10 protein-coding genes are annotated in these 11,290 nt (G+C 73.1%); 6 read left to right on the forward strand and 4 right to left on the reverse strand.

The window, feature by feature from the left end:
* From ACLQ26_RS28230 to mobA, 3 genes are all read right to left on the reverse strand, one after another.
* Positions 1-1,104, reverse strand: coding sequence for a T3SS (YopN, CesT) and YbjN peptide-binding chaperone 1 (locus ACLQ26_RS28230; RefSeq protein WP_425747363.1), 1,104 nt, complete (start codon positions 1,102-1,104; stop codon positions 1-3).
* Between the two features lie 165 nt (positions 1,105-1,269).
* Positions 1,270-1,554, reverse strand: coding sequence for a DUF6457 domain-containing protein (locus ACLQ26_RS28235; protein WP_425747364.1), 285 nt, complete (start codon positions 1,552-1,554; stop codon positions 1,270-1,272).
* Positions 1,551-2,147, reverse strand: a complete 597-nt coding sequence (gene mobA, locus ACLQ26_RS28240) for a molybdenum cofactor guanylyltransferase (RefSeq protein WP_425747365.1) — start codon at positions 2,145-2,147, stop codon at positions 1,551-1,553. Before mobA ends, ACLQ26_RS28235 begins: the two co-directional genes overlap by 4 nt.
* 102 nt (positions 2,148-2,249) lie before the next feature.
* On the opposite strand from mobA, the gene fdhD reads away from it, so the two are divergent.
* Positions 2,250-3,116 carry a formate dehydrogenase accessory sulfurtransferase FdhD gene (gene fdhD, locus ACLQ26_RS28245; protein ID WP_425747367.1) on the forward strand — a complete coding sequence of 289 codons (867 nt, stop codon included), beginning with the start codon at positions 2,250-2,252 and terminating at the stop codon, positions 3,114-3,116.
* A gap of 149 nt (positions 3,117-3,265) precedes the next feature.
* Here the strand turns inward: fdhD and ACLQ26_RS28250 are convergent, their stop codons facing one another.
* Positions 3,266-4,312, reverse strand: a complete 1,047-nt coding sequence (locus ACLQ26_RS28250; RefSeq protein WP_425747368.1) for a DUF4192 domain-containing protein — start codon at positions 4,310-4,312, stop codon at positions 3,266-3,268.
* 152 nt (positions 4,313-4,464) lie between these two features.
* Between ACLQ26_RS28250 and ACLQ26_RS28255 the strand changes: the two genes are divergently transcribed.
* From ACLQ26_RS28255 to ACLQ26_RS28275, 5 genes are all read left to right on the forward strand, one after another.
* Positions 4,465-5,379 (forward strand): fructosamine kinase family protein, encoded by a 915-nt coding sequence (locus ACLQ26_RS28255; protein WP_425747369.1) that lies wholly within the window; start codon positions 4,465-4,467, stop codon positions 5,377-5,379.
* Positions 5,376-6,389: a GTP 3',8-cyclase MoaA gene (gene moaA / locus ACLQ26_RS28260; protein ID WP_425747370.1), complete on the forward strand. Its 1,014-nt coding sequence runs from the start codon at positions 5,376-5,378 to the stop codon at positions 6,387-6,389. The genes ACLQ26_RS28255 and moaA overlap by 4 nt, the downstream gene beginning before the upstream one ends.
* Before the next feature lie 3 nt (positions 6,390-6,392).
* Positions 6,393-6,647 carry a MoaD/ThiS family protein gene (locus ACLQ26_RS28265; protein ID WP_425747371.1) on the forward strand — a complete coding sequence of 85 codons (255 nt, stop codon included), beginning with the start codon at positions 6,393-6,395 and terminating at the stop codon, positions 6,645-6,647.
* 13 nt (positions 6,648-6,660) lie between these two features.
* Entirely contained in the window at positions 6,661-7,911 is a 1,251-nt protein-coding gene (locus ACLQ26_RS28270) for a metallophosphoesterase (RefSeq protein WP_425747372.1), read from the forward strand.
* 61 nt (positions 7,912-7,972) lie between these two features.
* Positions 7,973-11,167 carry a UvrD-helicase domain-containing protein gene (locus ACLQ26_RS28275; RefSeq protein ID WP_425747373.1) on the forward strand — a complete coding sequence of 1,065 codons (3,195 nt, stop codon included), beginning with the start codon at positions 7,973-7,975 and terminating at the stop codon, positions 11,165-11,167.
* Positions 11,168-11,290 lie beyond the last annotated feature (123 nt).

Raw genomic sequence — 11,290 nt, forward strand, 5'->3', positions numbered from 1 at the left:
CTACAGGTACATGCCGGTGCGGGGCTCCGACTCGTCGCGCCGGACCGGCTTGTCACCCTCACCGAAGAACCGCTTGCCACCGAACTCGCCGTGCAGGCGGTCGTCCAGCTCGTCGGCGAGGCCGGTCATCACCTGCACCGCAAGCATGAGGTGGGTGGCCTGGAAGTTGCGGCCGAAGACCGGGATGGAGGCCCAGACCGTGTCGTCCGCGCAGTAGAGGCGACCGATCGGCATCCGGTTGGTCAACTCCGACAGCTTGACGTAGAGCCGTTCGGTCGGCTCCACCTCGGTGAGCACCGGGGAGAAGACGTCCACCAGGGGCGGATTGTCCCGCACCCGCACGAAGACCATCGCCGAACCGGCCCGGATGGTGATGTCACCGTCCGAGTCGATCTGCAGGCGCTCGGCGTCGGACTTCAGCATCGTGGACACCACAGTGCGGACGCGGTCCGCCAGATCGAGCACGTCGTCCCGCTCGGTCTGCGCCGCGGCCGCCTCGGCCAGCGCCTCCTCCAGGTCACCCTCGACGTCGGAGTCCGGCCCGAACTCGCTGCGCGCGGTGCCCAGCGGCTCCACCGTCAACGGCTCACCCTCGGCGTCGTTGACCACGTACACGAGGAAGGCCGGGTGCGGGGCGCCGTACACGTCGCGCAAGGTGCGGGACAGCAGCGGGGCGATCCGGGCTGCCTCCGCCGTCGTACCGTCCAGCCCGAACGAGCCGCCGGAGCCGGCCACCACACCGGGCGGTGACCAGCCCAGCGCCACCATGTCCGCCACCGCGGCACGGTCCAGCCGGTAGCCCTGCGGCAGGGCGGCGTTGCCGACGGCCCGAGCGGAGAGCCCGCCGTCGTCGGTCACGTCGACGCTTATCGAGTAGACGGCATCACCCGTACCGGAGGCGGTGGGATCGAGGGTCAGTTCGAGGTGCGCGCCGGCGGGCAGCTCCCGCAGCCGCAGGGCGAGCATCCGGGCGAACTCCCGCCATGCCTCCGTCACCTTGGCGCGCAGGTCGGTGGTGCTTGGCTCGTCGAGCAGGATCGACTCCGCCGGCTCGGATGTGCCGTCGGGCTCACCGTCCGGCGCCGAGGGGTGGTCAGCCGTCATGATCGCCTCCGTCCGTCACGATCACCCTACCCACGCCGTCCGGGCGTCGAATCAGCCCGGACCGGCATCGGACACCGGCCGCCGGCGGCCGTCCGTCCACTCGCCGTTCCGACGGCCTCGTCGCGGGGCTAGCTGCCGGGCCGGTCAGGTGGTGGGATCGGCGGGTCAGGTGGTGGGATCGTCGGACGGGGCGGTGGGATCGTCGGGGTCGGCGCCCAGCCGGACCGGCCAGTCGGCCGCGAGGGCGCTGAGCCGGGCCGCAGCGTCCGCCGGATCGGCACCCCTGCCGACTGCCAACCCGAGCAGGTACGCGGTGACCGGCGCCCCGGGCCGCAGCACCTGGTGGGCGACATCGCGGGCCAGGTCCAGCACCGCCGACACCGGCACCTCGGTCGGGTCCAGACCCACCTCGGCACAGGCTGCCGTGACCCAGTCGTCCAGCACCGTCATCGCACCCACTCCTCAGCCCGGCGTACGTCCTCGTGAGTGTCGCAGTCGAACCACGGCGGCGGACCGTCACCGGCCCACGGCACCTCGCGGACGGCGAGACCGGCCAACAGTCCCCGTACCGGAGCGCCGGCCAGGCTGCCGCCCCGCTCGGTGGCGAGCCGGGCCAGCCCGGCCCGCAGCGCGGCGACCCGCCACACTCCGCACAGCGACTGCCGCCGGCCGTCCGCGTCGACGAAGCACACCCCGTCGCCGGCCGGATTGAGGTGGGTGAGCAGGTCGCCGATCGCGGCGCGGGTGAGCAGTGGAAGGTCGGCGGCGAGCAACGCGACAAGCGTCGTGTCGGGGTCGAGCAGTGCCAGCCCGGCCGCCGTCGCGGCGACCGGCCCGCCGCCGGGAGGATCCTCGCGGGTGACCCGTACGCCGTCCGGAACGTCGTCACCCGGCCCGACCAGCACACGTGGCGCGGCATCGCCCACGGCGGCCAGCACCCGGTCACGCATCGACAGGCCACCGACCGGAAGCGCGGGCTTGTCCACCCCGCCCATCCGTCGGGCGGCTCCACCCGCGAGCACCACGGCGGCGTACGTCCCCACCCGGTCACGGTAGCCGTAGCGACGGCCGTACGGCGCGCGCTGGCGGGTGCCTGGTGACCGGCGGCCGTGCGGGTTGGCCGGGGTGGGGTGCAGGATGGCGGGATGGGACGGGCGACTGACCGACGGGGCGTACTGCGGATCGACCTGGACGCGACGGCCGACGGGCGCGCAGCCGTCCGACGGCCGGACACCCTGGCGGTGGAGGAGCCGCTGGAGGTCCGGGTCGGCGCGGCCGGCCCCGGCCGCCGGAAGCCCTTGGCTGTCACCATGCGCACCCCCGGTGACGATCTGGACCTGGCGATCGGATTCCTGCTGACCGAGGGGCTGATCCGGTCGACAGACGATGTGCTGACCGCCCAGCTCTGCGCCGGCGCGGAGACTCCGAACACGTACAACGTGGTGGACGTGGTGCTCGCCCCCGGCGTGCCGGAACCGACCACCGACCCGTCCCGGAACTTCTACACCACCAGTTCCTGCGGTGTGTGCGGCAAGGCGAGCATCGACGCGATCCGGACGCGGTCGCTGTTCGACGTCACGGCTGACCCGCTCACCGTGCCGGCCGCCCTCCTCGCCGAACTGCCCGACCGGTTGCGCGCCGCCCAGCGCGCCTTCGACCGCACCGGCGGGTTGCACGCGGCGGGCCTGTTCAGCCCGGCCGGTGAACTGGTGGTGCTACGGGAGGACGTGGGCAGGCACAACGCCGTGGACAAGGTGATCGGCTGGGCGGTGCGAGAGCGCCGGCTGCCGCTGGCCGGGCACGTGCTGCTGGTGTCCGGCCGGGCCAGCTTCGAGCTGACCCAGAAGGCGTGGATGGCCGGTCTGCCGCTGCTGGCCGCGGTGTCCGCGCCGAGCACCCTGGCCGTCGAGCTGGCCGAGGAGGCGGGCATGACTCTTGTCGGCTTCCTGCGCGGCCGAACCATGAACGTCTACGCCGGCCCGCAGAGGATCACTGTCGACCAGCCGGCCTGACAAGCTGTCGCAGGTCTGGGGTCTCGCGGGTCGACGGACTGGACGATTGAAGTTTGATCGACTCGGGTTCGCTGATATCGGGGTATCCCGGTAGCGGGGATGCCCCAAGTTCCATGAAAGCGGTATCACCGAGCGTCCGGGCGGGCCGGTCAGCGGCGGCCACGTCGCCTCCGCTTGCGGGAGCGGACCACGCCGGGCATCCCGACCGACGGCCAGCCGTCCAGCTCGGACGGCGGTACACCGCGCCGGAGCAGGTCGTCCAGGAGCAGGGCCAGCGAGTAGTCGGGGTGCAGGCCCAGCGTGCGCTCCAGCGCGACCGCCGCCAGCGCCCCCTGCCCCGCTCGCCAGGCCGCGAACGCCAACAACGCGCCCGGAGCGGCGGTCAGCTCCGGCTCGGCCCGGCGCAGCACGTCGGTCCAGAGGGCGATGTCCCGGTCACGACCGTCGGTGCGCTCCCAGGCATGGTCCCGCACCGGCAGGTGACCCAGCAGCAGGCTCAACCAGGCCACCTCGTCGTCGTCGAGCCGCTCACCGCGCCGCTGCCTGCGTTGCGCCTCGCGGACCGCCGCGACACCGGCGGAGCGCAGTGCCCGCCCGCCGAGCAGGTCGCTCGCGGGCGCCTGCTCGAGCAGCTCGACAAGTCGCCGTTCGGCACGCACGGTGGCCGCGTGCAGCGCATCGCGGGCCGGGCCGTCCACCGGCGACACCTGCGCCGCGAGGGCCGCCCGGTCGGGCAGCGCGACCTGACCGGCGAACACGGCCGACGCGGTCACCGGATTGGCCGTCGGGTCGTAGTGCCGGCCCTCGGGTGGGCAGCAGTCCGCCTCGGTGCACAGGTAGGACCACCACCGGCCGTCGGTCACCCGCAGCGCGTCGAGCACCTCCAGGCCGACGCCGGTCAGGGCCGCCCGCACCGCGTCCACGCTCGGAGTGACCCGGTCGGGCGGCCCGTAACCCACGACGGTGGCGGCCTCCGCGCCCTGTCGATGGATCACCCCGGCCAGGTGCCGGGCGCGGTCGAGCGGGTCCGTCGCAGGATCGGGCAGGTCGGCGCGGGCGGCGAAGATGATCTGCCGGCCGCGCAGGGCCACCGCGACCACGCTGTCGGCGGGATGGAAGCCGAGCAGGTACGGCACGGCGGCGAGCAGGTCGGCGGGTGAGCGGACGGAGAGCTTCACACGTTCGGTCGAGGTCATGCCGGCAGCCTGCGGCGGGCCCACCCGGCCGCGCCGCCCCTGTGGATGACACGCGGCTTATCCACAATTACAGAGCGTATTCATGCAGGTGGACGCGTTTCGATGTGCCCACACGACACCGCGGTGTCGTCGGCAGCGGCTACCGTGCGCTGATGGACCTGGCGTACCTGCGCGCGCACCCGGCACACCTGCCGACGTTCCGCACCCATCAGCGACTCCGCGAGACGCCGGTCGCCGGGGGAAACATCTGCGCCGCCGCCCGGCTCACCCTGGACGACGGTCACTCGGTCTTCGCCAAGTCCTGGCCGGAGCGGGCCGACCGGCCGGTGCCCGAGGGCTTCTTCGCCGCCGAGGCCGCCGGGCTGCGCTGGCTACGGGAGGCCGACGCGATAGGCGTACCCGAGGTGATCGTGGCGTTGCCAGACCTCTTGGCGCTCGACTGGGTCGAGCCCGGCGAGCCGACGCCGGAGGCGGCCGAACGCTTCGGTCGGGAGCTCGCCGGCCTGCACCGGGCCGGCGCGCCGACCTTCGGTGCGGCCTGGGCCGGCTTCATCGGCGCGATCGAGCAGGACAACACCCCCGACGACGGTCCCTGGTCGACGTGGTTCGGCCGGCGCCGACTCGCCCCCTACCTGCGGCTGTCGGTCGACGGCGGCGCCCTCGGCAGCGCCGATGCCGAGCTTGTCGAGCAGGTGATCGACCGGGTCGGCGAGTTCGGCGGAGACGAGCCACCGGCGCGGATCCACGGCGACCTGTGGCCGGGCAACGTGCTGTGGGGCGTCGACGAGCGGGCCTGGCTGGTCGACCCGGCGGCGCACGGCGGGCACCGCGAGACCGACCTCGCCCAACTGGCGCTGTTCGGCGGTGTCACGCACCTGGATCGGGTGCTGGCCGCCTACCGGGAGAGTTGGCCGTTGGCCGACGGTTGGCGCGCTCGGGTGCCGCTGCACCAGCTGCATCTGCTGCTCGTGCACACCGCGCTGTTCGGTGCGGGCTACCGCGATGCGGTCGTCGAACTCGCCCGAGCCGCCCTGGGCAGCGTCGAGCGCGCTACGGTCGACCGGTGAGTGTCGCCCCGCAGACCGACGGTGTCCTTGTCGACAGGTACGGCCGTGTCGCGCGGGACCTGCGCGTGTCCCTCACCGACAAGTGCAATCTGCGCTGCACGTACTGCATGCCGGCCGAGGGCCTGCCCTGGTTGGCCGGTCCGGAGCTGCTCACCGACGAGGAGATCGTCCGGCTGGTCCGGGTGGCCGTCGACCGGCTCGGCGTGACCGAGGTGCGGTTCACCGGCGGGGAGCCGCTGATCCGGCCCGGGTTGCTGGGCATCGTGACAGCGGTCGCCGCGCTCGACCCCCGCCCACGGATCTCGCTCACCACGAACGGCATCGGTCTGGACCGGCTGGCGCCCGCGCTGCGCACTGCCGGCCTGGACCGGGTGAACGTCTCGCTGGACACGCTTGACCCGGCCCGGTTCACCCAGCTCACCCGCCGTCCCCGCCTCGACGCGGTGCTGGCGGGGCTCGCCGGTGCGGCCGCCGCCGGGCTCGACCCCGTGAAGATCAATTCGGTGTTGATGCGTGGCGTCAACGAGGACGAAGCGCCCGCGCTGCTCCGCTTCGCGCTCGACCACGGCTACCAGCTGCGGATCATCGAGCAGATGCCGCTGGACGCGCAGCACGGCTGGGACCGGAGCACGATGGTCACCGCCGAGGAGATCCTGGCCTCCCTGCGTACCCAATTCGATCTCAGTCCTGACCCGACCGAGCGCGGCGCGGCACCCGCCGAGACCTGGTTGGTCGACGGCGGCCCGGCCCGGGTCGGCGTGATCGCCAGCGTGACCCGGCCCTTCTGCGGCGACTGTGACCGCACCCGGCTGACCGCCGACGGCCAGATCCGCGCCTGCCTGTTCGCCACCGAGGAGTCCGACCTGCGGGCGGCGCTGCGCGGCGGCGCGACCGACGACGAGGTGGCGCAGCGGTGGCGTACCGCGATGTGGGGCAAGCGCGCCGGGCACGGCATCGACGATCCCACCTTCCTCCAGCCGACCCGTCCGATGTCCGCGATCGGAGGTTGACCCGTGGAGCCGAGACCGCTTACCGTCCGCTACTTCGCCGGTGCGCGCGCCGCCGCCGGCCGCGCCGAGGAGGTCACAGCCGCCGGCCGGTCACTCGACGACCTCACCACCGAGTTGGCCCAGCGGCACGGCGACCGGCTCGCCGCCGTCCTGCGGGTGGCCAGTTACCTCGTGGACGGCGTCGCCTGTCATGATCGTCGGGCACCCCTGCCGGGCGGGGCCACGATCGATGTCCTGCCCCCGTTCGCGGGCGGCTGAGGGGGGCGCACACATGCTGGCGGTTCTGGGGTTCATGGGCGTCCTGGCGCTGGTCACCGGTCTCATCCACCTCTACCTGTGGAAGCGCCTCATCCGGGACACCACCACGCCGGGTCGCTGGCGACGGGCCGGCGGGATCGCCGCCCTGGTGCTGGCGGTCCTCGTGCCGGCCACCCTCGTCGGCACGCAGGCCGGCCTCTACTGGCTGGCCTGGCCCGGTTACCTGTGGCTTGCGGTGATGTTCTACCTGCTGGTCACGCTCGTCGTGCTGGAAGTGCCGATGCTCGTTGCCCGGCTCGTGCTGCGCCGCCGGGTGACCGCCGCCGAGCCGACCACCGCCGCGCCCGAGCCGGTGCTGGTCGGCGCCGCCGGGCCCGCCGATCCGCCGGCCACCGGCGCCGTCACGGCGCCGGATCACGACCCGGCCCGCCGTCTGCTGCTGGCCCGCGGCGCCGCCATCTTCGCCGGCCTCACCGCCACCGGCATCACGGGGTACGGCGTCCGCACGGCTCTCGGCCCGCCCCAACTCGACCGGGTGCAGATCCCGCTGAGCAAGCTCCCGCGCAGCATGGACGGCCTGCGCATCGCCACCGTTTCGGACATCCACCTCGGCCCCCTGCGCGGGCGCGCGCACACCGAGCGGATCGTCGCCGCGATCAACCGTCTCGACGCGGACCTGGTAGCGGTCGTCGGTGACCTCGTCGACGGCTCGGTCGCCGAGCTGGGCCCGGCCGCCGCGCCGCTTCGTGACCTGCGTTCTCGGTACGGCAACTTCTTCGTCACCGGCAACCACGAGTACTACTCGGGGGTGGAGGAGTGGGTCCAGGAGGTGGACCGTCTCGGCCTGCGGGTGCTGCAGAACCGTCGGCAGGAGATCCAGGCCCGGGGCGGCGTGCTCGACCTGGCCGGTGTGAACGACCTGGACGCGGACCCGGCGGGCACCGGCCTCGCCGCCGGGCCGGACTTCGCCGCCGCCCTCGGTGACCGCGATCCGAGTCGCCCGGTCGTCCTGCTCGCGCACCAGCCCCTCGCCGCGAAGGAGGCCGCCCGCTACGGCGTGGACCTGCAACTCTCCGGGCACACCCACGGTGGGCAGGTGGTGCCGTTCAACCTGGTCGTCGGCCTGGCGCAGCCGGTGGTCAGCGGTCTCGGCGAGGTCGACGGCACGAAGGTCTACGTGACAAACGGCGCCGGTTTCTGGGGCCCGCCGGTGCGGGTGGGCGCCAAGCCGCAGATCAGCCTCGTCGAGTTGCGCTCGGCATAGCGGACGTCACGTCCGCGCGTGGCGGAAGGCGGCCGGCGCGGCGGGCGTGACAGGATGCGGCGTGCCCCCGTTCAGCGCCGTACCCCCCGGTGGCCTACCGCCCTTCGTCGCGGACCTGCACATTCACTCGAAGTACTCGCGCGCGTGCAGTCGTGACCTGACGTTGCCGACTCTCGGATGGTGGGCGCGGCGCAAGGGCATCGCCCTGCTCGGCACCGGCGACTTCACCCACCCCGCCTGGTACGACCATCTCGCCGAGACGCTGCGGCCGGCCGAGCCGGGCCTCTACCGGCTCGACCCGGAGGCGGAACGCGACATCGCCCGCCGACTGCCGCCGCGACTCGCCGGCACGACCGACGCGGACGCGGTCCGGTTCATGCTGAGCGTGGAGATCTCCACCATCTACAAGCGGGACGACCGGACCCGCAAGGTCCACCACCTGATCTACCTGCCCGACCTGGAGTCGGTGGCCCGGTTCAACACCGCGCTCGGTCGGATCGGCAACCTCGGCTCCGACGGTCGACCGATCCTCGGCCTGGACTCGCGGGACCTGCTGGAGATCACCCTGGAGGCGAGCCCGGACGGCTATCTCGTCCCGGCGCACATCTGGACGCCGTGGTTCTCCGCGCTGGGCTCGAAGTCCGGCTTCGACGCGATCGCCGACTGCTATGCCGACCTGGCCGAGCACATCTTCGCGGTGGAGACCGGCCTCTCGTCCGACCCGGCCATGAACTGGCGCGTCGGCAGCCTGGACGGCTACCAGCTCGTCTCCAACTCGGACGCGCACTCGCCACCGGCGCTGGGCCGGGAGGCGACAGTGCTGACCGCCGAGCGGAACTACTTCGCCGTCCGGGAGGCGCTGCGTACCGGCGACGGACTGGCCGGCACCATCGAGTTCTTCCCGGAGGAGGGCAAGTACCACGCGGACGGGCACCGGCTCTGCGGCGTCAACTGGACCCCGGAGCGCACCCGGGCGGCCGGCGGGCGCTGCCCCGAGTGCGGTAAGCCCCTCACCGTGGGCGTTCTCAGCAGGATCGAGGAGCTGGCCGACCGCCCCGAGGGGCACCGGCCGGCGCACGCCCGGGACGTCACCCACCTGGTGCCGCTCGCCGAGATCCTTGGCGAGATCAACAAGGTGGGCGCCCGCTCGAAGAAGGTCGAGGGCCGACTCAACGAGCTGCTCGCCGCCCTCGGCCCCGAGTTGGAGATCCTGACCACGACGCAGTTGTCGGACATCGCGCAGGTCGGCGGCGAGCTACTCGCGGAGGGCATCGGACGATTGCGGCGCGGCGACGTACGCAGGGTGCCGGGTTACGACGGCGAGTACGGGGTGATCACCCTGTTCGACCCGGCGGAGCTGGGCACGGGCACGGGCGCGGGCACGGCACAGGAGACGCTCTTCGACGTACCCGTGCCGGCGCAGCGGCGACCCCCGGAGCCGGCGGCGAAGGCCATGGTCAAGCGCCCGGCGGCGACCAAGGCGGAGCCGAAGCGCAAGCCGGCGCCCGCGCCGCCGATCGCGGCGCCGCCGTCACCGCACGAGCCATTCGAGCCGATGCTCTCCGGGATGGAGGAGGTCGGCACCGGCCTGCTGGACAGGCTGGACGCCATGCAGAGGGTGGCAGCGTCCGCGCCCGGTGGGCCGCTGCTCATCGTGGCCGGTCCGGGCACCGGCAAGACCCGGACGCTCACCCACCGGATCGCGTACCTGTGCGCGGAGCTGAACGTCTTTCCCGAGCACTGCCTCGCGATCACCTTCACCCGACGGGCGGCCGAGGAGCTGCGCCACCGCCTCGACGGGCTGCTCGGCCCGGTCGCCGAGGACGTCACAGTGGGCACGTTCCACGCGCTGGGGTTGACCATCCTGCGGGAGAACGCGGACGCGGCCGGCCTGCCGGCCGGGTTCCGGATCGCCGACGACGCCGAGCGGGCGGCGGCTCGCTCGGAGGCGGGCGACGATCTCGCCGCCTACACGGCGCTGCTACGCAAGCAGGACCTGGTCGACCTGGACGAGCTGGTGAGCCTTCCGGTGGAGCTGCTGCGGGCCGACCGCAAGCTGGTCGAGCGGTACCGGGACCGTTGGCGGTGGATCTTCGTCGACGAGTACCAGGACGTCGACGCCGTGCAGTACGAGCTGCTGCGCCTGCTCAGCCCCGCCGACGGCAACCTCTGCGCGATCGGTGACCCGGACCAGGCGATCTACTCGTTCCGGGGCGCCGACGTCGGCTACTTCCTGCGTTTCTCGCAGGACTTCACGGACGCCCGGCTGGTCCGGCTCAACCGTAACTACCGCTCGTCGGCCCCGATCCTGGCCGCCGCCGTGCAGGCCATCGCGCCGTCCTCGCTGGTCCGGGGGCGGCGGCTGGACCCGGCGCGGCTGGACCCGGAGGCCCCGCTCGTCGGGCGGTACCCGGCGGCGTCCGTCGCCGAGGAGGCTGACTTCGTGGTGCGTACCGTCGACGATCTGGTCGGCGGCCTGTCCCACCGTTCGCTGGACTCGGGCCGGATCGACGGCCGATCCACCTCGCTGTCGTTCTCCGACATCGCCGTGCTGTACCGCACCGACGCGCAGGCCGCTCCGATCGTGGACGCCCTGACCCGGGCCAACATCCCGGTGCAGAAGCGCTCGCACGACCGCCTGCGGGACCGGCCCGGCGTGGCGGCCATCGCCCGCGAGCTGCGGCACGCCGACGGGCTGGCCGGCTCGCTGGCCGCCCGGGTGCGCCTGGCCGGCCAGGTGGTCGCCGAACGGTTCGCGGTGCCCACCCTGGACGGCGCCGGCAGCACCGTCCGCCCCGACGACGTCCGCTCGGCGGTGGACCTGCTGACCCCGCTGGCCCGCCGCTGCGGGGACGACCTGGAGACGTTCCTGTCGCAGCTGGCCACCGGCGCGGAGGTGGACGCGCTCGACCCGCGCGCCGAGGCGGTCACCCTGCTCACCCTGCACGCCGCGAAGGGCCTCGAGTTCCCGGTGGTCTTCCTGGTCGGCGTCGAGGACGGGCTGCTGCCGCTGCGCTGGCCGGGCTCGACGCCGGACGAGGACGCGGTCGCCGAGGAGCGTCGGCTCTTCTTCGTCGGCCTGACCAGGGCCCAGGACCGGCTGTACGTCAGCCACGCCGCCCGCCGCACCCGCCACGGCGCGGAACGCGACTGCGCGCCGTCGCCGTTCCTCGCCACGATCGACCCGGGCCTGTTCGAGCGGTTCGGCGAAACCGAACCACGCCGCCCCAAGGACCGCCAACTCCGCCTGATCTAACCCCCACCACCCCCTGTTGATCATGAAGTTATTGCCGACCACATCGGGGTGGTTTCTAGGCTTCAGTGCAACTGATCTTGGTTGTGGTGGAGGTGCTGGTGGCGAGGCCTGGTGTGGTGACGT

This window comes from Micromonospora sp. DT43, assembly GCF_049841645.1.
Lineage (GTDB): Bacteria > Actinomycetota > Actinomycetes > Mycobacteriales > Micromonosporaceae > Micromonospora.

What these genes read in the sequence shown, in the direction of transcription:
- ACLQ26_RS28270 (WP_425747372.1), top strand. Translation starts at nt 6,661, where the DNA reads ATGCTGGCGGTTCTGGGGTTCATGGGCGTCCTGGCGCTGGTCACCGGT.
- ACLQ26_RS28250 (WP_425747368.1), bottom strand. Translation starts at nt 4,312, where the DNA reads ATGACCTCGACCGAACGTGTGAAGCTCTCCGTCCGCTCACCCGCCGAC.
- ACLQ26_RS28255 (WP_425747369.1), top strand. Translation starts at nt 4,465, where the DNA reads ATGGACCTGGCGTACCTGCGCGCGCACCCGGCACACCTGCCGACGTTC.
- fdhD (WP_425747367.1), top strand. Translation starts at nt 2,250, where the DNA reads ATGGGACGGGCGACTGACCGACGGGGCGTACTGCGGATCGACCTGGAC.
- ACLQ26_RS28230 (WP_425747363.1), bottom strand. Translation starts at nt 1,104, where the DNA reads ATGACGGCTGACCACCCCTCGGCGCCGGACGGTGAGCCCGACGGCACA.
- ACLQ26_RS28235 (WP_425747364.1), bottom strand. Translation starts at nt 1,554, where the DNA reads ATGACGGTGCTGGACGACTGGGTCACGGCAGCCTGTGCCGAGGTGGGT.